Source organism: Sedimenticola hydrogenitrophicus, from assembly GCF_029017505.1.
Lineage (GTDB): Bacteria > Pseudomonadota > Gammaproteobacteria > Chromatiales > Chromatiaceae > Sedimenticola > Sedimenticola hydrogenitrophicus_A.
On the sequence record NZ_JAQGEI010000008.1, the window covers coordinates 25,467 to 50,091 of the forward strand.

The 24,625-nt window shown below is 61.9% G+C and carries 21 protein-coding genes; 13 read left to right on the top strand and 8 right to left on the bottom strand.

Translation table 11 applies throughout. From position 1 onward, the window contains the following. Positions 1 to 55: 55 nt before the first annotated feature. Positions 56 to 1,945 carry a DNA topoisomerase IV subunit B gene (parE, locus tag O9K64_RS06380; protein WP_275097241.1) on the top strand — a complete coding sequence of 630 codons (1,890 nt, stop codon included), beginning with the start codon at positions 56 to 58 and terminating at the stop codon, positions 1,943 to 1,945. Positions 1,946 to 1,981: 36 nt separating this feature from the next. Beyond that, entirely contained in the window at positions 1,982 to 2,578 is a 597-nt protein-coding gene (locus O9K64_RS06385; RefSeq protein WP_275097242.1) for a CNP1-like family protein, read from the top strand. 18 nt (positions 2,579 to 2,596) lie between these two features. Here the strand turns inward: O9K64_RS06385 and O9K64_RS06390 are convergent, their stop codons facing one another. Next, on the bottom strand, positions 2,597 to 3,892 hold the full coding sequence (locus tag O9K64_RS06390; protein WP_275097243.1) for a hypothetical protein: 1,296 nt from the start codon (positions 3,890 to 3,892) through the stop codon (positions 2,597 to 2,599). 312 nt (positions 3,893 to 4,204) lie between these two features. On the opposite strand from O9K64_RS06390, the gene trhA reads away from it, so the two are divergent. Together trhA and parC are read left to right on the top strand one after the other, a co-directional pair. Next, positions 4,205 to 4,882: a PAQR family membrane homeostasis protein TrhA gene (gene trhA, locus O9K64_RS06395; protein ID WP_275097244.1), complete on the top strand. Its 678-nt coding sequence runs from the start codon at positions 4,205 to 4,207 to the stop codon at positions 4,880 to 4,882. 339 nt (positions 4,883 to 5,221) lie between these two features. After that, entirely contained in the window at positions 5,222 to 7,474 is a 2,253-nt protein-coding gene (gene parC / locus O9K64_RS06400; protein ID WP_275097245.1) for a DNA topoisomerase IV subunit A, read from the top strand. 410 nt (positions 7,475 to 7,884) lie between these two features. Here the strand turns inward: parC and O9K64_RS06405 are convergent, their stop codons facing one another. From O9K64_RS06405 to O9K64_RS06415, 3 genes are all read right to left on the bottom strand, one after another. Then, on the bottom strand, positions 7,885 to 8,277 hold the full coding sequence (locus tag O9K64_RS06405; RefSeq protein ID WP_275097246.1) for a hypothetical protein: 393 nt from the start codon (positions 8,275 to 8,277) through the stop codon (positions 7,885 to 7,887). Positions 8,278 to 8,640: 363 nt separating this feature from the next. Next, a complete protein-coding gene (locus O9K64_RS06410) occupies positions 8,641 to 9,066 on the bottom strand; it encodes a DNA polymerase III subunit chi (protein ID WP_275097247.1) in 426 nt (141 codons plus the stop codon). Continuing rightward, on the bottom strand, positions 9,063 to 10,562 hold the full coding sequence (locus tag O9K64_RS06415) for a leucyl aminopeptidase (protein WP_275097248.1): 1,500 nt from the start codon (positions 10,560 to 10,562) through the stop codon (positions 9,063 to 9,065). The genes O9K64_RS06410 and O9K64_RS06415 overlap by 4 nt, the downstream gene beginning before the upstream one ends. 412 nt (positions 10,563 to 10,974) lie before the next feature. Here O9K64_RS06415 and lptF point away from each other — a divergent pair, with 412 nt between their 5' ends. Together lptF and lptG are read left to right on the top strand one after the other, a co-directional pair. Next, positions 10,975 to 12,084, top strand: a complete 1,110-nt coding sequence (gene lptF, locus O9K64_RS06420; protein ID WP_275097249.1) for an LPS export ABC transporter permease LptF — start codon at positions 10,975 to 10,977, stop codon at positions 12,082 to 12,084. After that, positions 12,081 to 13,145 carry an LPS export ABC transporter permease LptG gene (gene lptG / locus O9K64_RS06425; protein ID WP_275097250.1) on the top strand — a complete coding sequence of 355 codons (1,065 nt, stop codon included), beginning with the start codon at positions 12,081 to 12,083 and terminating at the stop codon, positions 13,143 to 13,145. The genes lptF and lptG overlap by 4 nt, the downstream gene beginning before the upstream one ends. Positions 13,146 to 13,153: 8 nt before the next feature. Here the strand turns inward: lptG and O9K64_RS06430 are convergent, their stop codons facing one another. Next, positions 13,154 to 13,618 carry an RDD family protein gene (locus tag O9K64_RS06430; RefSeq protein ID WP_275097251.1) on the bottom strand — a complete coding sequence of 155 codons (465 nt, stop codon included), beginning with the start codon at positions 13,616 to 13,618 and terminating at the stop codon, positions 13,154 to 13,156. Positions 13,619 to 13,785: 167 nt separating this feature from the next. On the opposite strand from O9K64_RS06430, the gene O9K64_RS06435 reads away from it, so the two are divergent. After that, the gene (locus tag O9K64_RS06435; protein ID WP_275097252.1) at positions 13,786 to 14,139 is read left to right on the top strand and encodes a PilZ domain-containing protein; all 354 of its coding nucleotides are present in this window, start codon (positions 13,786 to 13,788) and stop codon (positions 14,137 to 14,139) included. A 376-nt stretch (positions 14,140 to 14,515) separates the two neighbouring features. On the opposite strand, the gene O9K64_RS06440 is transcribed toward O9K64_RS06435, so the two are convergent. Further along, the gene (locus O9K64_RS06440; RefSeq protein WP_275097253.1) at positions 14,516 to 15,166 is read right to left on the bottom strand and encodes a hypothetical protein; all 651 of its coding nucleotides are present in this window, start codon (positions 15,164 to 15,166) and stop codon (positions 14,516 to 14,518) included. A 150-nt stretch (positions 15,167 to 15,316) separates the two neighbouring features. Between O9K64_RS06440 and O9K64_RS06445 the strand changes: the two genes are divergently transcribed. Further along, the gene (locus O9K64_RS06445) at positions 15,317 to 16,153 is read left to right on the top strand and encodes a c-type cytochrome (RefSeq protein ID WP_275097254.1); all 837 of its coding nucleotides are present in this window, start codon (positions 15,317 to 15,319) and stop codon (positions 16,151 to 16,153) included. Between the two features lie 47 nt (positions 16,154 to 16,200). Here O9K64_RS06445 and O9K64_RS06450 read toward each other — a convergent pair whose 3' ends face one another. Continuing rightward, entirely contained in the window at positions 16,201 to 17,742 is a 1,542-nt protein-coding gene (locus O9K64_RS06450; RefSeq protein ID WP_275097255.1) for an ethylbenzene dehydrogenase-related protein, read from the bottom strand. 164 nt (positions 17,743 to 17,906) lie between these two features. Continuing rightward, positions 17,907 to 19,007, bottom strand: coding sequence for a 6-bladed beta-propeller (locus tag O9K64_RS06455; RefSeq protein ID WP_275097256.1), 1,101 nt, complete (start codon positions 19,005 to 19,007; stop codon positions 17,907 to 17,909). Between the two features lie 50 nt (positions 19,008 to 19,057). On the opposite strand from O9K64_RS06455, the gene O9K64_RS06460 reads away from it, so the two are divergent. The 5 genes from O9K64_RS06460 (at position 19,058) to O9K64_RS06480 (ending at position 24,622) form a co-directional block, all read left to right on the top strand. After that, positions 19,058 to 20,059: a c-type cytochrome gene (locus O9K64_RS06460; RefSeq protein WP_275097257.1), complete on the top strand. Its 1,002-nt coding sequence runs from the start codon at positions 19,058 to 19,060 to the stop codon at positions 20,057 to 20,059. Positions 20,060 to 20,426: 367 nt separating this feature from the next. Further along, on the top strand, positions 20,427 to 21,227 hold the full coding sequence (locus O9K64_RS06465) for a cytochrome c3 family protein (RefSeq protein WP_275097258.1): 801 nt from the start codon (positions 20,427 to 20,429) through the stop codon (positions 21,225 to 21,227). 139 nt (positions 21,228 to 21,366) lie between these two features. Continuing rightward, on the top strand, positions 21,367 to 22,416 hold the full coding sequence (locus O9K64_RS06470; RefSeq protein ID WP_275097259.1) for a peptidylprolyl isomerase: 1,050 nt from the start codon (positions 21,367 to 21,369) through the stop codon (positions 22,414 to 22,416). 185 nt (positions 22,417 to 22,601) lie between these two features. Continuing rightward, the gene (locus O9K64_RS06475; RefSeq protein WP_275097260.1) at positions 22,602 to 24,161 is read left to right on the top strand and encodes a hypothetical protein; all 1,560 of its coding nucleotides are present in this window, start codon (positions 22,602 to 22,604) and stop codon (positions 24,159 to 24,161) included. Between the two features lie 38 nt (positions 24,162 to 24,199). Beyond that, a complete protein-coding gene (locus O9K64_RS06480; protein ID WP_335342245.1) occupies positions 24,200 to 24,622 on the top strand; it encodes a c(7)-type cytochrome triheme domain-containing protein in 423 nt (140 codons plus the stop codon). The last annotated feature ends 3 nt before the right edge of the window (positions 24,623 to 24,625 follow it).

Here is a 24,625-nt window from a genome sequence, read left to right on the forward strand (position 1 = left end):
GGGGGCGTGTAAACTCTGGGCCCATCGTGAGTCAATCAGGCAGGTTTTTTTATCCATGAGCAGCAGTTCTTACGACGCTTCCGCCATTGAGGTGCTGAGCGGCCTGGAGCCGGTGCGCAAGCGCCCTGGCATGTATACCGATACCACGCGTCCCAATCATCTCGCCCAGGAGGTGATCGACAACAGCGTGGACGAGGCGGTCGCCGGCCACGCCACCACCATCGAGGTGACCCTGTTCAAGGACGGCTCGCTACAGGTACAGGACGACGGCCGGGGCATGCCGGTGGATATCCACCCGCAGCAGGGGTTGCCCGGGGTCGAGGTGATCCTCACCAAGCTGCATGCCGGCGGAAAGTTCTCCAACAAGAACTACCAGTTCTCCGGCGGTCTGCACGGCGTCGGAGTGTCGGTGGTCAATGCCCTCTCCAAGCATCTGGAGATCTGGGTCAAGCGCGGCGGGGCCGAGTACAACATGGCCTTTGCCGACGGTCACAAGGCGTCCGAACTGGAGGAGGTGGGTCGGGTCGGCAAGAACAACACCGGCACCCGGCTGCGTTTCTGGCCGGATGCCAAGTATTTCGATTCGGGCAAGTTCTCGGTACGCCAGCTGTTGCATGTACTGCGTGCCAAGGCGGTGCTCTGTCCCGGTCTCAAGGTGCTGTTCCTGGATGAGCACAGTGGCGACCACTACGAGTGGTACTACGAGGACGGCCTGCAGGACTATCTGCTGGATGCCCTGCAGGGCCTGGAACTGCTGCCGGAGCCGCCGTTCGTCGGCTCCATGTCGGGCAACACCGAGACTGCCGACTGGGCGGTGGTCTGGCTGCCGGAGGGCGGCGAGGCGGTGACCGAGAGCTATGTCAACCTGATCCCCACCGCCCTGGGCGGCACCCACGTCAACGGGCTGCGTTCCGGCCTCACCGACGCGGTGCGGGAGTTCTGTGAATTCCGCAACCTGCTGCCGCGCGGGGTCAAGCTGGCGCCGGAGGATGTGTGGAACCGCTGCTGCTATATCCTCTCGGTGAAACTGTCCGATCCCCAGTTCTCCGGCCAGACCAAGGAGCGCCTCTCTTCCCGCGAGTGCGCCGCCTTTGTCTCCGGGGTGGTGAAGGACGCCTTCAGCCTGTGGCTGAACCAGCATACCGATGCCGGTGAGCGCATCGCCGACATGGCGATCAATGCCGCCCAGTCGCGGCTGCGGGCGGGCCGCAAGGTGCTGCGCAAGAAGGTCACCCAGGGGCCGGCGCTGCCGGGCAAGCTGGCAGACTGCAGCACCGTCGATACCACCCGCAGCGAGCTGTTCCTGGTGGAGGGCGACTCCGCCGGCGGTTCCGCCAAGCAGGCGCGGGACCGGGAGTTCCAGGCGATCATGCCGCTGCGCGGCAAGATCCTCAACACCTGGGAAGTGGACTCCGCCGAGGTGCTGGCCTCCCAGGAGGTGCATGACATCTCGGTGGCGATCGGCGTGGAACCGGGCTCGGATGACCTCGGCAAGCTGCGCTTCGGCAAGGTCTGTATCCTGGCGGATGCCGACTCGGACGGCGCCCATATCGCCACCCTGCTGTGCGCCCTGTTCCTGCGCCATTTCCGCAAGCTGGTGCAGGAGGGACATGTCTACGTGGCGATGCCGCCGCTCTACCGGATCGACGTGGGCAAGCACATCTTCTACGCCCTGGACGACTCCGAGCGCCAGGGCGTGCTGGACCGGATCGCCGCGGAGAAACTGACCGGCAAGGTGAGTGTCCAACGCTTCAAGGGTCTGGGCGAGATGAATCCGCTGCAGCTGCGCGAGACCACCATCGACCCGGATACCCGGCGCCTGGTGCAGCTCACCATCGATGCCGGAGACGACACCAACGGCATGATGGATATGCTATTGGCGAAGAAGCGGGCCTCGGACCGCAAGGCGTGGTTACAGGAGAAGGGCGATCTGGCGGAGGTGTGAGGTGAGCCTCAGCGGATCTCAAGGGGATATATCGATATGTCTATAAAAAAGCTCGCGTTACTGTTTTTGCTACCGTCACTGGTCGTGCCGGCGCTTGTCCAGGCGGCGGATAGCGGTGGTCCCTTGACGGCAAGAAAGGGCGACAGCAAATTCTATAGTCCCCATGAGACGGTCAATCCCAATGTGGAGGAGTATGAGTGGTCCGAGCAGGGTGCCAAGCTGCCCCCCTTCCCGGACGACGACAACCTGATCGAGTTTCAGGTGACCCGTCCGAACGCCTCCTTCAACTATTTTATCGACGCCGACTCGGTCAGCTATACCGAGGCGGACGGGATCGTGCGCTATACCGTGGTGATCAAGTCCCGCACCGGGGCGAAGAATGTCGCCTTCGAGGGGATGCGCTGCACCACCCACGAGTACAAGACCTATGCCTTCGGCAACGGCAAGGGCGAGTTCGTCAAGCCGCGCCGCATCGAATGGAAGGCGATTGCAGAGAACAACTACACCCGCTATCGCAGCGATCTGGCCGAGTTCTATTTCTGCAATATCCGCATACTGAATCCCAGCACGGAAAAGATCATCAGCGAACTGAAATACGGCCGACCGGAGGCCCGGGAGTCGGGTTTCCGTTAACGGAACGGCGGCGGGCGATCACCCGCCGGCGTAGAGATAGAGGGCCAAAAGCGATATCCCCAGCATCACCAGGGCAAAGCCCGCGTTCAAGCGCAGCAGGCTCAAGGCGTTGATGTGATAGCGCCCCTGTATGGTCAGGTGCAGGCCGGAGAAGGGGGTGGTGCTGACGCCGATCGCCCAGCTCAGCAGGAAGGTGATGCCGAGCAGGTTGGGATCGACCCCCAGCGGGGCGAGGATGCCCCCGGCGGTGGCGATGCTGATCACCGGATGGATACCGATCACCGAGGCCGCCACCATCGCCAGCAACAGCAGGCCCGCCTCGGCGGCAGCGAAGCGCTGTACATCCACCACCAGCTGACTGGCCTGAATTGCCGTGGTGATGCCGGTGGCCAGCACGCCCGCCGCGAGAAACAGCAGCAGCTCACCCGACATGCGCGGCAGGCCGACCCGGATGTGCTGATGATAGGCGCTGAACCCCGCACGCCCATGCCGCAATAGCAGCAGCAACAGGGTGACCGTCAGCGACAGCGCCGAGATCAGGGTCAGGATCGGGATGGCCGGCCAGGCCTGGTGCAGCAGCATCAGCAGCAGCGCCAGCAGGCCCGGCAGCCACAAGGCACTGAACTGCATCGGGTAGCCGTGGAAGCCGTCGGCGCGGCCGTTGCGGGTCAGTTCCCAGCCGCTCAGCAACAGCCCCAGCATGGCCACCGGAAAGCCCACCGTGGAGAGCGTGGTCAGCTGCGCGCCGGGGGCGTTGGAGAGGGCGATACCCATGGCGGCGAAGAAGGGTGACCAGCAGGCCGCCATGGCAAAGCCGCGTGACAGCACGCACGCCTGCTGCGGCGTCAGGGGCCGGTTGGCGGAGAGCCGGTCACCGATGATCACAATGGACGACATATTGATCACGGCACCGAGGAAATGGACCCCGAACAGGGTGCGCCAGAGCGGCCGCCCGCCCTGGGGCAGGGCCTCGTCACAGACGGCCGGCTGGGTGATCAGACGCAGAAAGCTGACCGAAGCGAGCATCGCCAGCATCGCCTGGTTGGCGCTGAGCGCCTTGGTCACCGGTACCGGGGTAGCGGCAAGCAGGCCCCAGAGCAGCCCGCCTCCGCCCACCAGCAGCATGGCGATCACCTGGATACGCTGCACCATGTTGATCGCGGTGGCCAGCAGCAGTGCCGCCAGCCAGCCCAGCCCGCCGGCCGCATAGGCCGGGAATCCGGCCTGCAGGCCGTGCAGGATCGAGAACAGCACCATCAGGAACAGCAGGGGGCCGGCCAGTCGTTCGGCGGCCCATGTATGGAGTCTGTTCAAGCCGTCGGGCTCCTGCGGGTAACGTGATTGATTCCATCCTCAGGTCCGTAAACGGTGCATCCCTGCACCACTCCTCGAATGAAACTATTATTCAGCCCGTGGCGTCAAACGGCAACCTTTGTCATCCAGGGGCAGGGGGACTCCGCGACCCCGCCCGACCTTGACACTCCCAGCGGCGCGGACCATCCTAAAATAAACGTTCGTTCAACACCGGGGGCGGAGTCAAGCCGCCTGGCGGTGTCTATTTTTACCCTGTCGTACCGGGATTGACTCCGAACCCTGGATAAAGGGATCTGGATCGAGGAGGTCATCATGGCTGCGAAAGCGCTGGCGTCGGAATACAGTCCGGGTGAAGAGATCGCCCACGCGGTTACCCACGGTATCGGTGCTGTCCTGAGCATCGCCGGGCTGGCGGTGCTGGTGGCCTTCTCCACGCGCTACGGCAACGCCTGGCACATCACCAGCAGCAGTATTTATGGCGCCACCCTGATCCTCTGCTATACCGCCTCGACGCTCTACCACAGCATTCCCCATCCCCGGGCGAAGCGGATTCTTCGCCAGATCGATCATGCCACCATCTTTCTGCTCATTGCCGGCACCTATACCCCATTTGCCCTGGTCAGCATGCGCGAGAGCTGGGGCTGGTGGCTGTTCGGCACCGTCTGGGGCATCGCCATTGTCGGCATGATCTTCGAGCTGTTTACCGAACAGCGCTACCCGAAGGTCTCCCTGGCAATTTACCTCGGCTTCGGCTGGCTGGCCCTGGCGGCGATCAAGCCGATGCTGGAGGCCATCGGGCTCGAAGGGCTGACCCTGTTGGTGATCGGTGGTCTGTTCTACTCCCTGGGGGTGATCTTCTACGCCTGGGAACGGCTGGCCTACCATCACGCGGTGTGGCACCTGTTCGTGCTGGCCGGCAGTATCTTCCACTTCTTCGCCGTGCTGTTTTATGTCATTCCCGACACTTATTGGCTGACGATCCCCCGTTGATTTCGATATCGCGGGGGTCGGAGTCAAGCCGCGTATGTCCGGGAATCGGTTGATTCATTCCGACCGGCTTGACTCCGACCCCTAACAATCAATGCTCGCCAAGGGCGCCAAGCACGCAAAGTTTAAGATAAGGGGTTGGTATTCCTTGGCGTGCTTTGCGTCTTGGCGAGAGTACAAGTCCCCCGCCAATTAGGGGCCGAGAAGTAGCCGTGGCTAGTTAACCTGCGTCGACTCCCTGCGGTCTCCCTGCTCACCAACGGAATTGCGCACTCTCCCTGTGACATCTGCCGGCACTTTTCGTATGATCCCCCTCCCCAGTAACCGATTTGACAGGGTGATATGAGCAGCGGAATCGACCAGAGTATCGAGGGCATCGAACGGATGCCGTTGAAGGTGTTTACCGAGAAGGCATACCTGGATTACTCCATGTATGTAATTCTCGACCGGGCGCTGCCCTTTATCGGCGACGGCCTGAAGCCGGTGCAGCGGCGTATCATCTACGCCATGTCGGAGCTGGGGCTTTCCGCCGGATCCAAGCACAAGAAGTCGGCCCGCACCGTGGGCGACGTGCTGGGCAAGTTCCATCCGCATGGCGATTCCGCCTGTTACGAGGCGATGGTGCTGATGGCCCAGCCCTTCTCCTACCGCTACACCCTGGTGGACGGGCAGGGCAACTGGGGTTCCGCCGACGATCCCAAGTCGTTTGCCGCCATGCGCTATACCGAGGCGCGCCTCACCCCCTACGCCCAGGTGCTGCTCGCCGAACTGGGCAAGGGCACGGTGGACTGGGTGCCCAACTTCGACGGTACCCTGAAGGAGCCGGCCATGTTGCCGGCGCGCCTGCCCAACCTGCTGCTCAACGGCACCACCGGCATCGCCGTGGGCATGGCCACCGATGTACCGCCACACAACCTGCGCGAGGTGGCGAGCGCCTGCATCCGCCTGCTGGAGAGCCCCAAGAGCACCCTGGAGGAGCTGTGCGAGCATATCAAGGGGCCGGATTATCCCACCGAGGCGGAGATCATCACCCCGCGCGAGGAGTTGCTGAAGATCTATGAAACGGGCGGTGGCAGCATCCGCATGCGCGCCCGCTATATCCGCGAGCAGGGTGACGTGGTGATCACGTCGCTGCCGCACCAGGTCTCCGGGGCCAAGGTGCTGGAACAGATCGCCCAGCAGATGCAGGCCAAGAAGCTGCCCATGGTGGAGGACCTGCGGGACGAGTCGGATCACGAGAACCCGACCCGCCTGGTGATCGTGCCGCGCTCCAACCGGGTCGACGTGGAGCGGCTGATGTCGCACCTGTTCGCCACCACCGATCTGGAACGCACCTACCGGGTCAACATGAATGTGATCGGTCTCGACGGCAAGCCCCAGGTGAAGAACCTGCTGCGCCTGCTCCGGGAGTGGCTGGAGTTCCGCTACGAGACCGTGCGCCGCCGTCTGGAGCATCGCCTGGGCAAGGTGCGCGATCGCCTGCACCTGCTGGATGGCCTGCTGGTCGCCTTTCTCAACCTGGACGAGGTGATTCGCATCATCCGCAGCGAGGACGAGCCCAGGCCGGTGCTGATGCAGCGCTTCGACCTGTCCGAGCTGCAGGCCGACTACATCCTGGACACCAAGCTGCGCCAGTTGGCGCGCCTGGAGGAGATGAAGATCCGCGGCGAGCAGGATGAGCTGGCGAAGGAGCAGGAGTGGCTGGAGAAGACCCTCGGTTCCAAACAGCGCATGACCACCCTGATCCGCAAGGAGATCCAGGAGGACGCGGAGAAGTACGGCGATGCGCGGCGCTCGCCCATCGTCGAGCGCCAGGCCGCCGAGGCCCTGGCCGAGACCGATCTGGCGCCGAGCGAGCCGGTCACCGTGATCCTCTCGGAGAAGGGCTGGGCGCGGGCCGCCAAGGGACATGACATCGACCCCGGCAGCCTGAATTACAAGGCCGGGGACGGTTTCCTGGATGCGGCCCATCTGCGCAGCAACCAGGCGGTGGTGTTTATCGATTCCAGCGGGCGCAGCTACTCGGTGCCGGCCCACACCCTGCCGTCGGCGCGCAGCCAGGGCGAACCCCTCACCGGGCGCCTGTCGCCGGTCAGCGGCGCCACCTTCAGCGTGGTGCTGGGCGGCGATCCGGAGCAGTGGTACCTGGTCGCCTCCGATGCCGGCTACGGCTTCCTGGTGCAACTGAAGGAGCTGTACGCCAAGAACAAGGCGGGCAAGGCGCTGCTGACCCTGCCCAAGGGGGCGAAGGTGCTGCATCCGGTCCAGGTGAGCGACCGCGAGCGCGACCGGGTGGTGGCCATCACCAACGAGGGGCGGATGCTCAGCTTCCCGGTCTCCGAACTGCCGGCCCTGAGCCGCGGCAAGGGCAACAAGATCATCGGCATCCCCGCCAAGCGGGTGGAGGATCGGATCGAGTTCGTGGTGGCGGTGGCCTGCGTGCCCGAGGGGGGGCGCCTCACCGCCCACTCCGGCAAGCGCTTCATCACCCTGAAGCTGAGCGACCTGGAGCATTATCAGGGCGAGCGGGGACGCCGCGGCAACAAGCTGCCGCGCGGTTTCCAGAAGGTGGAACGGGTCGAGGTGGAGTTGTAGTTTTCCTGTCCGCTTCCACGGATACAGGGCGCCCCGTGGGCGCCGTGAATCAGGGTGTAGCTGTCGTGGCGGGCACGGCCCGCCCTATGGCCAGGTTCTCGCGGGCATTGGTGAGGAGTGGTACATGGATGTACCGTTTACGGACCTGAGGATGGCATGCGCCTACCGGCTTATCCACCCTACATCTGGCCTTGATTGATAGAGGCTCCGGTAGGGGCAACCCCCCGTGGTTGCCCGGATGGTTGCGGCACTGCCTGAGAAGGGCAGGCACAGGGGCCTGCCCCTACTCCCGGTTTCTGTTTGGCCTGCATTTGGCTGATACACCCACGGAAGGCGCGCTTTGCCGCGATCTTGGCGGGGGGCGGAGATCCAAGGGGGGCGCTTGATAAGGAGCCGGCAGTTGCCAGCGGCTACTCGGGGTCGTTGCAGTGTTCGCGATAGATCGACTGAAGCAGCCGTTCATCCAGCGTCCGGACCAGCTCTTCCCGTAGCCTGTGCTCCAGGTCGTCGCGGAAGCGTTCTGCCACGGCGGCGGCGGTCTGTTCGATCACTCCCAGCATCTCGTTACGCAGCTCCTCGCGCACGGCGTCCAGGTCGACCGCGGTCGGGTCAGCGGATGCGTCTGGAGGGGCATCGAACAGCGGCAGGTCGGGCTGATCCGGGTTCGTATTGTCTGCTGGCTGCAGCTCGTCCGGTTCCACCACCTCATGCAGGATCGGGATGCCCTCGTGATCGACCGCGAGGGTCGCCTCCGTGGGGGGAGGTTCCGGGGATGTCCTACTCAATGGCCATTTGAATTTCATGCGGCACATCCCTGTGCCGCACCCTGACGGGCGGCCTGCGGCCGTGGAAATTGCCTCTCCTGCCAATTTTTCATGCGACAGGCCCATCCCTGTGCCGCACCCTGGCGGGCGGCCTGCAACCGTGGAAATAGTTTATCCTGACGTAACTACTCACCCGGTCTGCAAGCGATTGGCCTGCCTTGTTGGCCGATCTTGATGGCGCCTCGAATCCAGCCCCGTTTTCAGATTCAAGCCTGCCCTTGTTTGAGCGAAGCGAGTTTGGGCCGGCGCTGAAAAGGGGGCTGGATTCGAGGAGATAAGCCATCGTGTGAGGCCGGAAAGGCAGGCCAATCACCCCGTGAGTAGTTACGTCCTGACAATTTTTCATAAGTTGTGGGTATTGAGGGTGTAGCCGCGGTCGCGATAGGTGCGGAAGCGGTTACGCCCGGCCTCGCGCACCGCCGGGTCCTTGTCGATCAGCTCGGCCACCCGGGAGAAGCGGCTGAAGAACGGGGGTACCGCGGCCGCCAGGTTGATCAGCACATCGTGCTCGTCGCCCGCCTGTTCACCGTGTCCGATCAGTACCGGCGTGAGTGCCCCGTCGCTCTCGTTGATCAGGCCGTGGGGGATGAAGCTCTCCTCCCGCAGGGTCCACAGCAGTTTATCCAGATGGCGCGATTCGGCATCCGAGTTGGTGTGCAGGTAGACACGATGTCCCTGCTGCCACGCCTTGTCGACCAGGCGGCAGGCGAGCTGGAAGCGGTCGCCGGCGGCCTGGTCGCCGAGAATATAAAAATCGACCCGGGTCACTTTATCTGGCCTGCCCGTTGCAGGAGGAACTGGGCGAGCAGCGACACCGGCCGCCCGGTGGCGCCCTTCTGGTCGCCGCTTTTCCAGGCGGTGCCGGCGATATCCAGGTGTGCCCATTTGAACTTTTTCGCATAACGCGACAGGAAGCAGGCGGCGGTGATGGTGCCGGCGCCCTTGCCGCCGATGTTGGCCATGTCGGCGAAGTTGCTCTTCAGCTGCTCCTGATACTCCTCCCATAGCGGCAGCTGCCAGGCGCGGTCGGTGGCCCGGATACCCGCCGCCAGCAACTCGGCGGCCAGCGGCTCATCGTTGCTCATCAGACCCGAGGCCTGGGCACCCAGGGCCACGATGCAGGCGCCGGTCAGGGTGGCGACATCCACCACGGCGGCCGGGTTGAAACGCTCGGCGTAGGTGAGGGCATCGCACAGGATGAGCCGGCCCTCGGCATCGGTATTGAGTATCTCGATGGTCTGTCCCGACATGCTGGTGACGATATCCCCCGGCTTGTTGGCGGCGCCATCCGGCAGGTTTTCCGAGGAGGGAACGATTACCACCAGGTTGATCGGCAGTTCCAGCCTGACGCAGGCGGCCATGGCGCCCATTACGCTGGCGCCGCCACACATGTCGTATTTCATCTCATCCATGGCGGCTGACGGTTTCAGGGAGATACCGCCGGCGTCAAAGGTGAGACCCTTGCCGATCAGCACCACCGGCTTGGATTTCGGTTTGCCGCCCTGGTACTCCATGACGATCAGCTTGGCCGGCTCGCGGCTGCCGCGGGAGACCGAGAGCAGCGAGCCCATGCCGAGGGCCTGCATCTGCTTCTCCTCCAGCACCGATACCTTCAGCTTGGACGACTGTTTGCCCAGTTGCCGGGCCTGATCCGCCAGATAGCTCGGGGTGCAGAGATTGCCCGGCAGGTTGGCCAGGTTTTTGGCCAGGGTGATGCCGCCGGCGATCGCCTCGCCCTGGGCGATGGCGCGCAGCACCGCCTGGCTCTTTTTCTCCTCGCCGATGAACAGGCCGAGTTTTTTCAGTGGGCGTTTGGGCGGCTTCGCCTCGCTTTTGCACTGGTCAAACCGGTAGATCTGTTCTTCCGTGGCAATTACCGATTCGCGCAGCAGCTGGGTGGTGTCGGTCTCCTTGATCTCCAGGGAGCAGAGGGCATTGGTGGCCTCGATGACACTGCTCTCGTTGAGTCTCTTGACGGCTTCCGCCCAGGCGGTGATGGCCGATTTCAGGGTCAGCTCCTTCTCCACGCCGAGCCCGATCAGCAGGATGCGCTCGGCCTGGATGTTGGGGATGTCATAGAGCATCAGGGATTGACCGGTCTCACCATCCATGTCGCCCTTCTTCAGAATGGCGCTGAGATATCCGTTACTGGCCTGGTCGATCTGTTTTGCCGGTCCGGCCAGTTGCCGTCGGGTAAAGACACCCAGCACGAGGCACGCGGTGCGCTGTGCGGATGGGTCGCCTGATTTCACATGGTATTCCATAGCGGTTCCCTGAAAGGTTGTTGTTTGTCTGTCGTTAGCATTGCCGTGGCGTGACGGGCGCGGTTGCCGCCGGTTTGCCCACGGCCCGGCCAGGATGTACTATCCATCGCGGTTTCTGCCGATCCCGTGAGGGTGCCGGTTGCGTCGTACACAACCCGTCCGGTAAGCCATTGTGGTAATAGTCTACAAGAATTATGGCCGTTTAGGGCCTGGAAGGAAATAACTGCTGCATATTGCGCCGGATTTTCGTTTGCCTTCAAGGCACGGCAAGGCGCGCATAGTCGTGCTATGTAAGTCTTGCCGTAACGCCGAAGGCGGACGAAAAGACCAGCAGGATGTAGCAGTTGTTTATTGACAGGTCCTTACCACCGATGCGGGACCATGCCGCGGTTTTTTCAACAGAACGCTTTTTATGCTGCCGATTATCGATCGCTACATTCTTCGGGAAGTGACCAGGTCGTTTCTCGCCATCATGACCGTGCTGATGCTGATCGTGGTGAGCCAAAGCTATATCAAGATCCTGCAGGACGCGGTCGTCGGTTCCATCAGCAGCGAGGTGATGACCCGGCTGCTGGGCCTGGAGGTGTTGCAGGTGCTGGGGCCGGTCACCCCGCCCACCTTCTTTTTCGCCATTCTCTACACCCTCGGCCGCATGTATCGCGACAGTGAAATGACCGCCCTGGCGGCCGGCGGCGTCGGCCTGGCACGCATCTACCGCGCCTTCGCCCTGGTGGCCGTGCCGGTGGCCCTGGTGGTGGCCTGGTTCACCCTGGGGCTGGTCCCCTGGGTGAATGCCAACAAGGCGGAGATCATGCAGCAGCAGAAGGCGGAGTCGACCGAACTGGGCATGGCGGTGGCCGGCCGCTTCAACGAGTTCAGCCAGGGCGAGTTGGTCTTCTATGTGGAGAAGATGAGCGAGGACAAGCGGCGCATGCGCAATGTCTTTGTGCAGAACCGGCAGCACGGCAAGCTGGGCCTGATCACCGCCACCGAAGGTTACCAGTACACCGATCCGGATACGGGCGACCTCTACCTGGTGCTGACCCGCGGTCACCGCTATGAGGGGACCCCGGGTCACAACGACTACGCCGTCGGCGATTTCGACAAGTATGCGATCCTCATCGACCGGCGCGACCAGGTCGGCGACAAGCTGCCGAACAAGGCGATCCCCACCGATGAACTGTTCAACACGGAAGAGTTGGGCCTGCGCTCGGAACTGGAGTACCGCTTCATGTTCCCGGTCGCGGTGCTGGTGTTCACCATTCTCAGCGTGCCGCTCAGCAAGTCACTGCCTCGGGAGGGGATCTACGGACGCCTGCTGCTGGCGCTGCTGTGCTATTTTCTGTTCCTCAATCTGCAGGCGGTATCCGGTAACTGGATGGTTTCCGGCGTCACCCCGGCCTGGATGGGGCGCTGGTGGGTGCATCCGTTCATGCTGCTGCTGGGCGGCGCGGTGATGTTGTACAAATCCCCGCGCATGTTCCGCGTGTTGCGCCGGCGGCTGTGGGGTCAGCGGGCATGAGAGTACTGGACAGGTATATCGGTACCAGCGTGCTGCTGAATATCCTGTTCACCCTGGTGATCCTGGTGGTGCTGGTCGGCTTCGTCACCCTGATGGATGAGCTGGGCAGTGTCGGCACGGGCGACTACACCACGGCGGATGTGTTCTATTATGTGCTGCTGATTCTGCCGCGCCGCGCCTATGAGGTGTTCCCCATGGCGGTACTGCTGGGCAGTCTGGTCGGTCTGGGTGGCCTGGCGAACAACTCCGAACTGGTGGCGATGCGCGCGGCCGGTGTCTCCCTGGCCAGGATCATCGCCTCGGTGCTGAAGGCGGGTCTACTGGCCATGCTGGTGGTGCTGGTCATCGGCGAGGCGATTGCGCCCAATACCGAGCAGTACGCCGAACGGATGCGCGCCAGCAAGATGAGCCAGCAGATCACCCTGAAATCGAAATACGGCTTCTGGGCTCGTGACGGCAGCTCGTTCGTCAATATCCGCCAGATTCTTCCCGGCTCGCAACTCAGGGATATCTACATCTACGAGTTCTCCGAGCAGCGCGAGTTGCTGGTCTCCACCCATGCCGACTTTGCCCAGTACCAGGATGGGCACTGGCTGTTGCGTGGCATCAACCAGACCCGTTTCCTGGTCGACCGGGTGGAGAGCCGCACCCTCGACGAGGCGACCTGGGACTCGATGCTCAATCCCAATATCCTCAATGTGGTGGTGGTCCGTCCCACCATGCTGCCGGTCTGGGGGCTCTATCAATACATTGCGTTCATGCGTGAGAACGGCCAGGAGGCGACCACCTACGAGGTGGCCTTCTGGAGCAAGGTGATCATGCCGTTGATCACCCTGGTGATGGTGTTCCTGGCGGTGCCGTTCGTGTTCGGGGTGTTGCGCTCGGTGGGTATCGGCCAGCGGATCTTTGCCGGTGCCCTGATGGGGCTGGCCTTCTTCCTGCTGAACAAGGTGCTCGGCCACATGGCGGTGGTCTACTCGCTGAATCCGCTGTTCGCGGCCGCGCTCCCGGGGCTGCTGTTTCTCGGCATCGGCTTCTGGTTTGCACGTCGCGTGCACTGACGCGGTTCTTACCGTTTTGCCAGCAGGATCAGCCGGGTTCCCGACAGGCGGTCGTGCCAGGCCAGCCCGTCCCGATCGACCAGGATCCACAGATAACCCAGCCCCAACGGCAGCCAGGAGAGCAGGGCGCAGAGCAGCCGTTTCGCGGCGTCGGGCCACTGCAGCGGCGAGCCGTCATCGCGCACCACCCGCAGGCGCCAGGAGCGCATACCGAGGGTCTGCCCCCCCTTCAGCCAGAACAGCAGGAAGAACGCCGGCGGCACCAGTGCCAGCCAGATCCTGAACAGCAGTTTCTCCGCCAGCGCCTGCGAGGCCGCCTCGCCGGCCAGCATCCCCACCGGCAGGGTAACCACCATCGAGGCCAGCAGCAACAGGCCGAAGACCAACAGGGCGTCATACAGCATGGCCGCCAGGCGGCGCGGCAATCCAGGGGTTACTGACTGATTTATATCAATTTTTATGTTCTTTTTCATGGGGTGATTTAAACGGTGTCGCTGCGGGCGGCGAATCCGCCGGAATTAGTCCTGCGTCACATTGGCGTAGGATAATTGGTCTATATTAAGAGAAAGTCACCAGGTTGCCTATCGGAGTAGGAGTAGGCGCCCTGGTGTTTTTCAACTCTCTGGAGGCATAGCAAGCAGTGGAACATCGCAATTCACCGCGCCGACCGGTCACCCTCTATACCATGTTGAATTATCCCAGCCTCGGGCTGGTGCGGGGCTGCATCCGCGACATCGGTATGGGCGGTATGTTCGTCGATATCGGGCGCATTCAACTGCCGGTAAATGCTACCCTCGAGGCCTCCCTGATGCTCGGAACGTCCGGTCCCCAGTGCCACATGCAGATCGAGGCGATCGTGGTGCGCTGCGCCGAACAGGGCGTCGGCCTGATGTTTGACGAACTGGATGGCGAATGTCGACTCGCCCTCAATCGCCTGATCTTCGGCCATTCAGGTGGCCTGGATGAGGGTGGTCTGTCCGATTTCCTGCACTAAGGGCTCGCGCAAGAATAATTTCGCAGTACCGAGGGCGTAACTGGGCCACGCTGGCAAGGCACGCTTTGCAGGCAATGGCTGTTCCCTTGGCAAAAAGCGTAACGCCGCCAGCGGGGTCCAGTGGCGACCGAATACCGAAACTTATTTTTGCGCGAGCCTAAATACCACGGGCATCCCAGCCGGCACCTTGTCCAACCGGGAGATCAGGCACTTTTATCCCTGTATGTCAGGATTGTCGGGGTTGGCGCCAGGGTTGTCCGGCGCCGGCTGCTAAGCGACCACAGGCGTCGAAGAAAGGGGGTGAGTTTGGGTAAGATTCCCGGAAATGGGAAGGTCCGCTTCCCGTTTCCTGGAAGCGGGCCCACCGGGGGCGCCCTTAGCCGGTGCTTTTCAGCTTTTCGGCAGAGCTGATGAACCAGATGGCATCGAAGGTTTTGTCCAGGGTCTTGCTGTGGAAGTTCTGCATTTCCGCCCCGCCAATCCAGCGAATCCGGTCACCGTTCTCGATACGCATGGCGGGCAGGGCCAGCCAGACGGTCCCGCTGTCCGTTTCCACTTCCAGGTAGCTGTAGCCTGCGCTCTGGCTCGATGAAATCACCTTACCCTGGACTCCATCACCGCTCTCGGTGATGAAGGAGGAGATGAAGATGATCTCAGGGAAAGAGCGATCCAGCGCCTTGCTGTGGAAATTGCGCATGACCGCACCGTCCCGCCAGCTGACCTGCTGCCCAACCTCGACGGCGCTGCGATTGGCGGCGACCCAAACCGGGCCCAGGTCAGTCGTTACCTCCGCATAGGTATAGCCTCCGGCCTGCTGGACAAACTTGACCTGCCCCTGGTTGCCGACCAGGATCTGTGGTTGTGCGCTGTCACCAGTCGCCTTGTAGCCGGGGATCCCGGCATGCGGGTTCGCAGTGGGGGAGGCTGCCTGTGTCTGCTGGGCGATAACCTGCTCCACAAGATCCGCCTGGTTTGCTGTTTCTGTTGACTGATTGCCGCAACCGGCGGCCGACAGTGCCATGATCATGACGAGATATCCGGCTTTCACCCTAAATACTCCTGAATTATTACGCTGGCCAGCCACGAGTGACCCTTCGATGGAATGGTAATTGCAATATCCAGGCCAGTGATGATTTTAGTTGGCGCCCCAGGCGCGGATCGAGGATCGACAGAAATTATGAAACGCAAAACATTCGGCCTGCTGCTGACAGCGCTCCTGCTGCACATGGGCGGGGCTGCGCGGGCGGCTCAAACAGCGGGCGAGGGTACCGGACAGTCGCCCAATGGGGCCCGGATCTACCATGACTACTGCTCGGTTTGTCACGGCGACCGCGGAGATGCCCGCTCCCGGGCGCGTGACAGCTTCCTGCCGCCACCGCGCGATTTCACCACGCCACAGTCGGCGCGGGAGTTGAGCCGGAACCGGATGATTTTTTCGGTGACCTACGGACGGCCGAATACCGCCATGGCCGGTTGGGGCACGCAGCTGAAGCCGCAGGAGGTCATCGCCGTGGTGGACTATATGCGTGAGGCGTTCATGCGACTGCCGGATTCCGCCAGTGCCGAATCCGCCGCACCGGCCGAGGAGGACAAAATGATCCGAGACGGCCGCTTCGATCCCGCCTATATGGCACAGCCCATGCCCCACGGTCTGGTGGGGGAGGCGGCCTGGGGCAAGCTTTTCTATGAGTCCAGCTGCGCGGTCTGTCATGGCGTCACGGGGGATGGCAACGGGCCCCGGGCCTATTTCATCCTGCCGCGTCCCCGCGACTACCGCCACCCGGCCGCACGCCACAAGCTCAATCGCGAACGCCTGTTCAATGAGATCGCCAGCGGCAGTCACGGCAGCGAGATGCCGGCCTGGGACAAGGTGTTGACCTACCAGGAGATCGCCCACGTATCGGAGTATATTTTCAACGCCTTTATCCAGCCCGAGGTTGAAGCGGAAGCCGGCAGCGCAGAGACAGATCACCCGCACGCCGATGGGGAAGAGCACGCACACCCCTCACATTGATGACAACGGCAGCGGACATCCGAAGCGATATCCGCTGCCGTTATCGATTAATGCCGGTCGGGTGTGTACTGTAGCTGCAGCCAGCTGGCGATATCCTCGATCTCCTGGGGGGTCAGGGTGACGAAGGGCATCAGGTCCTCGGGTGGCTGTCCGTCCTGCTGCTGCAGCGAGTGTGCCAGGTACTGCAGGCGGCGTGGCCGCAAGGGCGAGACGGTCTTGCGGATCGCCGGCGCCGATGCGCGCTGGTTTCTCGGGGCGTGCCAGCCACCCTCGCCACTCTCCGCAGCCCCGCCATCCGCGTGTGTATGCTCCGTGTGGCGCAAACCTTCGCCCTGTTCTCCATGGCAGGCGGCACAGGCCTTCTCGTGAAACAGTTTTTCTCCCCTGCCCGGGTCTCCGGCGGCCACCGGCCGGTCGGTCGGCGCCGGGAGGTCCTCTCCGGCGACAAACTGCCGGTCATGCTGGTCGCCGGTCACACGCTTGCGACGTAGTTCCAGCTGCCAGCGAAAACTCGCTTCATCAAACAGGGCGACCACTTGAACGTCGGCAATGCCGCCACTGGGTGCCGTCGGGATATAGAAGGGTAGTGAAACCCCTTCGGCGAATTGCATATCGGGGGTGATCTCCAGCAGGTCATCGGCCCGCAACTGGCGGGTTTCGAATCCGGGTAATTGATAGCGGCCGGCCTGGTAGTCGCTACGCGAGACGTAGCGGGGCCGCAGCGGCTGCAACAGCGCGTTGTTCTCGAACGGATAATCCCCGTCATCGGCCTTGCGCCCGTTGTAGCTCTCGGTTCCATAATCCAGATGGGCGTCCTTGAGGGTATTCATCGGCCGGCTTCGGGTGGCGGTCCAGTGCCAGAGATCGGCCAGGTCACCCGGGAGCGCGGTGTGCATCGCCGCCACCCCCTCACCTGTCAGACCCTTCCCGGCATCGGGCGTCAGGCGCAGATTGGTATGGCAATATCCGGCGCATCCGAGACCGCCGTCGACAAAATTTTTCTGCTTGTCCTGGATCGGGAACATCATCAGCAGTCGATCTTCATCCTCATTACCGGCCAGCGGCGCATCACGATTGACGCTGGCCGATGCCGCCGTGCCGGGTGTCGGCCGGGCATGGGGCAGTGGTCGCCAGCCGCCTTCGTGATACTGCCACTGGTTACGGCGGATGGAGGCGTCCCGGTTGGCGTCTTCATAGCTCAAGGCGAAATAGATGTACTCATCATCAAACGCGGAGGCGATTTGGATCTCGGTCGGCGTGGCATCATGGTGCAACCCGAGTGGGTAGTTGTTCATCACCCGGCCGCGGATGCGGGTGAAGCGCTGTGCCGGCCATTCATCGAGTTTGCCATCGAGTTGGATCTGCTGGGCTTCCGTACGCACCGAGTGCACGGTCCGGGAGTTGTCTGCTGCAACCTGGGGTGTATCCGAGAAGGCCAGATACATCAGGTTCTCACCGTAGTGGTTATGGGAGTTTTCCGTTACCGCCACGGAAAAATAGGTGTTGGCCGGTCGCGGGGTCTGTGCCAGTGCCCCGGTACAGGTGGCCGCGATGATCAGGCTGGTGATACAAGTCAGGATAGGCTTCATCTTGGTCGGGTCCAGTCGGTATTTCGGTTGTTCAAGAGATTCGGAATGAAAGCGAAGGCTGTAAGATGCTGGCCATTGCTGGTTATGTTTCGCGGTGTCCGGGTGATTGACGGGCGTTGTCGCCTGGTGCGACCAGGCGGCCCCGGAAAGGTATCCACCCTGCCTCATTCCGCCGCATTCCCCAGAAATCCCTTGTCCGGAGGAAGCGTGGCCGGCCGGTAGATATCCACCTTGCGAAAGAACTGCCCCACCAGATAGACCCGGCCATCCTCGTCGACGTCGATGCCGGCGGGCAGCATGTATTTGGCCGGTCCTGGGGTGGTGGAGCGGGCGCCGACGAACAGCAGCAGTTGGCCTTGTGGATTGAATATCTGGAAGTTGCCGAACGCGGCATCCACCGCATAGACATTACCCTGCTTGTCGATGCTGATGCCCTTGGGGCGGGAGAACTGGCCGAGCCGTGCGCCGGGTTTACCCCAGGCGCGCACGAATTCTCCTTCCTGGGTCAACACCTGTATGCGGAAGTTGCCGCCATCGGTGACATAGAGCAGGCCATCCGGGCCGAGTTTCACATCCCGGGGCAGATTGAACTCTCCCTCGCCCGTTCCGCGCCCGCCGATAGTCCGTACCAGCTCGCCACTGCGGGCATCGAACACCTGAATGACATGTCGCTGGCTCTGCACACCCCCGACATCCACGACAAACAGGCGATTCCCCTCCGGGTCGACATCCACTCCCGCGGGACGCTGCAGCAGCTCCCGATTGCCGATGCTGCGCTGGTAATTACCATCACGGTCATAGACCTTGACGATTTTTGCACCGTTGTCCGCGACATAGACGGTACCGGAACGATCGACGGCGATACCCAGGGGTTTGGTGAGATCACCCTCGTCACCAGCGGTGCCGATATTGAAGGTTTTACCCGTTACAAAATCCATTACAATCACCTGGCGCGTCACGGTGTCGGTGATGAACACCCGGCCCTGGTGGACGGCCACGTCGAAGGGTTTGGCAAAACCTTCCCCCTGGTCGCTGCCCTCGCCAGTCAGGAAGGCGCGTAACTTGTCCTCTTTATCGGCCTGCTTGACGGCACTGGTACTCAACAGCGTACGTTCATGGTAGAACCGTGCCGGTTCCGGTGGACTGGGGAAGGCCATCGGCGGCTGTTTTTCCGGCGCCTTCTCCGGTAGCGTCTGGCAGCCGGCAACCAGCAGCATTGCCAGGAGGGTCAGGCTGTGGTTTATCATGTATCGGGTTTTCGACATGCGCATGTTCATCATCTGGTTACGAAAAAATAGCGAGATTTCCAATTTCCATGAATCCGGGTCCACGTAACTACACGGCCACTGTCTCCGCCCTGCTCGGGCTGCTGCTGGCACTCTTTGCCTCCGTTTCCCTGGCGACCGGGATTACTCCGGATCGCCACCAGGCAGGAAGAGAGATCTACAACTTTCGCTGTTACTTCTGTCATGGCTACTCGGGTGATGCCAATACCCTGGCCACCACTTACCTGCAACCGCCACCGCGTGATTTTACCGCCCTCGCGCCGGGCGATCTGAGCCGGGATCAGATGCTGCAGGCGATCCGCGAAGGTCGGCCGGGCACGGCGATGAAACCCTTCTCGCGCCTGCTCAGTGAAGCGGAGATGGAACTGGTCGCCGACTTCATTCGCGAGGAATTTATCCTCCAACGTCTGCCAAACACCCATTACCATTCCCGCGAAAATGGCTGGGCGAATCACCAGCGCTACCAGCCGGCGTTCCCGTTTGCCGATGGCCGGATCCCCCTGGACCGCCCCTGGGAACAGCTGACCCCCGGGCAGCGGCAGGGCAAGCGGCTGTTTCTCGGCAGCTGCATCAGTTGTCACGACCGGGCCCGGGTCAGCGACGAAGGAGAGCCATGGGCGCCTGACGCCGTCTCCTATCCCCGCACCTCATTCGCCACCGGGGATTTTCTGCTGCCTCCGGATGCGCTCACCGGCGCTTCTCCCTTCGCCCGCCACGATATCGCCCGTTCCCTCGATCTACTTCCCGAGCCCGCCCGCCAGGGCGGCGAACTCTTCCTCGCCAATTGCGCCTTCTGTCACGGCGCGGACGGATCCGGCCGCAACTGGATCGGGACCTTTCTCGAGCCCCATGCGCGGGATCTGACCGACGACCGCTTCATGGCCGGCATGACCCCGCAGCGCTTGCGTCAGGTCATTCTGCACGGACTTGAGGGGACCTCGATGCCCGCCTGGCGTTCCGTGCTGAGTGATTCCCAGGTCGAGAGCCTCATACTGTATATCGATCAGGCGATACATCCGCTGGCTGACTGAATCTGATAACAAGCAAATAACATACCGAACCGGCTCCTTTTCTCGCCGTCACCCGGCAACCCCGCGAATGGCCTGCTCCAGCCTATGCCTGGCGGGATAGGCCCGGTCGGTCCTGCCGCCGGATATACCTGAATTCGGCCAATCCCGCCCCCTGCCTCCCGCTATTGGGAAAATTCCAAAATCCGCCCTCCCGGATTCGGGAAGTTTTCCGGAAAAAACCGTGTAACACACCGAAACGAGAAGGTAAGTTACTGATTAGTAATAAATTATAAAAGTGGCATCGGTATTGCAATTCACTTGTTGAGCATAGGTGAATAGCCACTCTAAACATAGTGAGGGTGCGACAATGAAAACAGGGAATTCCTACATGAACAAGTATATCGTCCTAATCGCGGGCACACTGCTTGCGTACGGCAGCGCCTGGGCCGGGATCAAGGGTAGCCAGCATGACCTTGGCAGCGGCGGTGCCGGCCAGGGTACCTCGACCGCGACCACAGAAGTCTGCGTCTTCTGCCATACGCCCCACGGGTCCAATACCGGTGTCGCGGCGCCGTTGTGGAACAAGACCTTGCCCAGCACCACCTACACCCGTTACTCCTCGCTGGGTACCGCCAGCCTGGATGGCTCGGAGGTGACCGTCGGTTCGGTCTCGCTGGCCTGCCTCTCCTGTCATGACGGCAGTCAGGCGATGGACGTGGTGCTCAACGGCCCGGGCAGCGGCAACTACAATGCCGCCGGCAGCGAGATCGATGCCGGCGCCATTGGCACCATGGTGGGCGATCCGATCCCCAAGATCGGCGCCGATCTGCGTAACGACCATCCGATCAGTATTGCCTATGCGGGCGGCGCCTGTACCGGTACCACCGCGGACTGCGATCCGGCTTCCGCCAGCAGCGGTGACCCGGACTTCGCGGTGGCGCAGTACGCTTCCATCAATACCCAGGACCAGTGGTGGGTGGACGTCACCAACACCGCCGTGACCGGCACCGCAAACGTGCGGGAGAAGACCGACATGATCCTCTACACCCGTGACTTCAGCGGTACCAACGGGCCTTCGGTAGAGTGCGCCAGCTGTCACGATCCGCATGAAGATACCAAGAGACCGGTCAGCTTCCTGCGCATCGCCAACAACAACAGCGACGTCTGCCTCTCCTGTCATATTAAATAGAGAGTCGTACCTTCGCTGTGTTTATGGGGTGCCAGGGAAATAATCCTGGCACCCCAACTTACGTTTCGAGATTACAAAACCATTAAGGACGCATGGTAATTGTTGGCCGGGTGTGGATGCGGTTCCGAGGAAGATTGCTATGCGGAAAATGAGATACAGGATTGCCGGACTCATCGTCTCCTGGGCCCTGTTCTGGGTAATGGCACCGGCTATTCCAGCCGATGAGGCCGAACCGTTGTTTGCCCGGGTCAACGGCCAACCCATCAGTATGGAAAGCTATGCCCAGGGACTTCGGAATGCGGGGCGCAACCGCTTCTACCACGGCACCCCTCCCGAGGACGAAGTCAGGCAGTTTCGCTGGCAGGTGGGGCAGGAACTGATCGACACGGAGCTAAAGCTTCAGGAGGCAGGGCGACTGGGTCTGGTCCCCGATCCGCAGTGGACCGGGCCGGAGTTTGATCGGCTGGTGAAGCGTTTCAGCAAGGACCCCCGCTGGGAGGAGAACCAGCAGATCGTCAGTGACGATCTGCGGCTGCGGCTGCGGCGCAAGAGCCTCCTGAGTCAACTTGCCCAGCGCTGGAAGGACGCGGTGGTCGCGCCGGATGATGCACAGCTGCTCGGTTACTACCGTGCCAATCCCGATAAGTTCACCTCACCGGGTCGTGATCATGTGCAATCGATCCTGCTCAAGGTGGATCCTTCGTCCGGCCAAGAGGTGTGGCAGCAGACCCGGCTGCTGGCGGAGACGCTGAAACTGCGCCTGGATGAAGGTGGGGATTTTGCCGAGCTGGCCAGGGAGTTTTCCCAGGACCCGTCGGCGGAGTCGGGTGGCGACATGGGCTACCTGCATCAGGGCATGTTGGGCGAGACGGCGCAGCAGGCGATCGACGCCCTGCAGCCGGGAGAGCTCACCCCGGTCGTGCAGCTGCTGGAAGGCTATGCGCTGTTCCGCCTGATCGATCGCGAGTTACCCCGGGTCAATCCCCTGGATAGGGTTCGCCAACGGGCCACCGAACTGTGGCTTCGACAGGCCAGGGAATCGGTTCAGGCCGAGCAGGTCAAGCAGTTGAGAGAGCATGCACGGATCGAAATCCTGGACCCGCAATACCGTGCGCTGGAGCAGGAACTGGAACAGGGACAGAAACTGGCCGAGGTCGAACCCGGTCAAGGCCTGAACTCGGCGAACTGACTGGGGGCCGGTGCGGTTCGGTGGCGCAGTCGACGGCTCCCTATGCGGTATTGATCGCCTGCTGCTTCAGCCTGTCAATGGGGCTCAATGCTGCCGAATCAATACTGCCGCCGATTGACTATTCCGGACTTCTGCGTAGTACCTACCGGTTGAACCATCCATCAGACGGAAACAACAGCAGTCAAATGACCAATACCGCGGAGATCACAGCCAACAGTTATATCTGGCGTCCCTGGCTGGCCAACTGGAACGGGCGGCTGGCCGTGTCGCGGGCCAGCAGTGAGAGCGACGACCTGGAACAGACCGGTAGCGTATTTTCCGGCATGGGGCAGCTCAACCTGTTTCCCCGTAGCCGTTTCCCGCTACAGGCCTATGCCGATGTGACCGACAGCCGTATCGACAGTTCAGGCTTGAGTATCGAATCAAGCGGCAGCCGCAACACCCGGCTGGGACTGTTTCAGAGTTATCGCCCGGTGGCAGGCAACCAGCGCTATACCGCCCGGGTCGAACGCAATGTTCAGGAACAGTTGTCGGACGGCCAGAGCAGCACCCGGGACTATATGCAGGCCGACATGATCACCCGGGGCAAGCAGCATGACTTTACGGCCAACATGTTGTGGTTGGATTTCCAGCAGGCCAATCCTGACAGCCAGCAGTCCAGTCTGCTGTTGAGTGGTACCCACCGCTACCATCCGCAAGAGCAGTTGTCGATTGACAGCAATGCCAGCTTCAGTCTGACCGATCAGCAATCCGCCTCCTCCGCGGCGAGCACCAACACGGAATTCCAGGCCAATAGCCACCTGGTGTGGCGCGATCTCAATCGCCCACTGACGGCGCGCGCGCGGGCCAACCTGCAGTTGCGTCAGGATGGCACCGGATCCGCGGCCAGCGAGAGCCAGGAAGCCAGCCTCAGTGGTGGCGTTGAGTACCGATTCACCGATGCATTGCGGCTCAATGCCGATGCCGGGGCGACCGTGCGTAACAGCGACAACGCGGTGAGCAGCTTTCAGACGGCATCCCTGAGCTATACGCCGGATGCGCGTCAGCTACTGGGGTTTACCTACAACTGGTCGGCCAGCGGGGCGGTACGAAACGAATTCCAGACCGATGGCAGCGGCGGGCAGGGGGTCAGTTCCGCATTGTCCCACCAGATAGGTCGTTCACTGGCGCTTGGATTTGCTGACTGGATGCTCTCCATCAATGCCAGCCAGGGGGTGACCGGTGACTTACGTTCACCCGAGGGTAGCCTGATGACCTTGACCCATGCCGGGTCGGCCGGTCTGACCCGTGCCGGGGCGGGCAACAGCTCCAGCTTGCGACTGTCGGCGACGGACAGCTTGATACGGGGTGAAACGGATACCCATATCCAGTTGCTGAACCTGGGTGGAGGGCACAATCAGTCACTCTCGCGTAATTCCGGGTGGAGCGCCGATTTCAATATCGGCACCTCATCGGTTACCAGCAGCGGTGAACTCAGCCAGAACAGTTTTTCCAGCGCCAATGCAAGCTATTTTCACCGGCGTTTTCTGGACTATCGGAACCTGCGTTTTCAGTCCAATCTGGAACTGCGCTCCGAGAGCGAGCAGCTATTCAACTTTTTCATGGACGCCAACAGATTGCACTGGCGCAACGAATTCAATTACAGCGTCGGCCGTCTGGATTTGCGACTAACCACAAATGTCCATCAGCGTGCCGATGGTGAACAAGACAAAAGTATTTTTCTCAGTACCAGCCGTTCCTTCTGAGCCTTTGCGGACGGTGTTTTAGCTAACAGGAGCAATCGATGATCAATAGCAGAAAGGGGCGTTGTCCGGGGTGGATACCAGGCTTGGCGGTTATGCTGGTGATTCTTCTGCTGGGTCCCGCCCCGGCGACGGCGGAGTATGGCGATGTCGTCATCAACAACTATTCCGACCAGGCGGGTATGCGGCCGGCGATCTTTCCGCATTGGTTTCATCGCATCCGTTTCCGTTGCAAGGTGTGCCACGCCGACCTGGGGTTCCAGTTCAAGGCGGGCGGCAATGACATCACCATGTTGAAGATTATCGATGGTGAGTTTTGTGGCGCCTGCCACAACGGCGACATCGCCTGGTCGGTGGAGAACTGTAATCTGTGCCACTCCGGCAAGCCGAATACCTCCACGCAAGTCCATCAGAGCACCCTGCAGAAACTGCTGGCTCCGGCAAAACCGAAGGCTAAGGAGTAATGG

Excerpts from the sequence above, each read along its gene's own strand:
- parE (WP_275097241.1), top strand. The coding sequence starts at position 56 with ATGAGCAGCAGTTCTTACGACGCTTCCGCCATTGAGGTGCTGAGCGGC.
- O9K64_RS06385 (WP_275097242.1), top strand. The coding sequence starts at position 1,982 with ATGTCTATAAAAAAGCTCGCGTTACTGTTTTTGCTACCGTCACTGGTC.
- trhA (WP_275097244.1), top strand. The coding sequence starts at position 4,205 with ATGGCTGCGAAAGCGCTGGCGTCGGAATACAGTCCGGGTGAAGAGATC.
- parC (WP_275097245.1), top strand. The coding sequence starts at position 5,222 with ATGAGCAGCGGAATCGACCAGAGTATCGAGGGCATCGAACGGATGCCG.
- O9K64_RS06405 (WP_275097246.1), bottom strand. The coding sequence starts at position 8,277 with ATGAAATTCAAATGGCCATTGAGTAGGACATCCCCGGAACCTCCCCCC.
- O9K64_RS06415 (WP_275097248.1), bottom strand. The coding sequence starts at position 10,562 with ATGGAATACCATGTGAAATCAGGCGACCCATCCGCACAGCGCACCGCG.
- lptF (WP_275097249.1), top strand. The coding sequence starts at position 10,975 with ATGCTGCCGATTATCGATCGCTACATTCTTCGGGAAGTGACCAGGTCG.
- lptG (WP_275097250.1), top strand. The coding sequence starts at position 12,081 with ATGAGAGTACTGGACAGGTATATCGGTACCAGCGTGCTGCTGAATATC.
- O9K64_RS06430 (WP_275097251.1), bottom strand. The coding sequence starts at position 13,618 with ATGAAAAAGAACATAAAAATTGATATAAATCAGTCAGTAACCCCTGGA.
- O9K64_RS06440 (WP_275097253.1), bottom strand. The coding sequence starts at position 15,166 with ATGATCATGGCACTGTCGGCCGCCGGTTGCGGCAATCAGTCAACAGAA.
- O9K64_RS06445 (WP_275097254.1), top strand. The coding sequence starts at position 15,317 with ATGAAACGCAAAACATTCGGCCTGCTGCTGACAGCGCTCCTGCTGCAC.
- O9K64_RS06450 (WP_275097255.1), bottom strand. The coding sequence starts at position 17,742 with ATGAAGCCTATCCTGACTTGTATCACCAGCCTGATCATCGCGGCCACC.
- O9K64_RS06455 (WP_275097256.1), bottom strand. The coding sequence starts at position 19,007 with ATGTCGAAAACCCGATACATGATAAACCACAGCCTGACCCTCCTGGCA.
- O9K64_RS06460 (WP_275097257.1), top strand. The coding sequence starts at position 19,058 with ATGAATCCGGGTCCACGTAACTACACGGCCACTGTCTCCGCCCTGCTC.
- O9K64_RS06465 (WP_275097258.1), top strand. The coding sequence starts at position 20,427 with ATGAACAAGTATATCGTCCTAATCGCGGGCACACTGCTTGCGTACGGC.
- O9K64_RS06470 (WP_275097259.1), top strand. The coding sequence starts at position 21,367 with ATGCGGAAAATGAGATACAGGATTGCCGGACTCATCGTCTCCTGGGCC.
- O9K64_RS06475 (WP_275097260.1), top strand. The coding sequence starts at position 22,602 with ATGACCAATACCGCGGAGATCACAGCCAACAGTTATATCTGGCGTCCC.
- O9K64_RS06480 (WP_335342245.1), top strand. The coding sequence starts at position 24,200 with ATGATCAATAGCAGAAAGGGGCGTTGTCCGGGGTGGATACCAGGCTTG.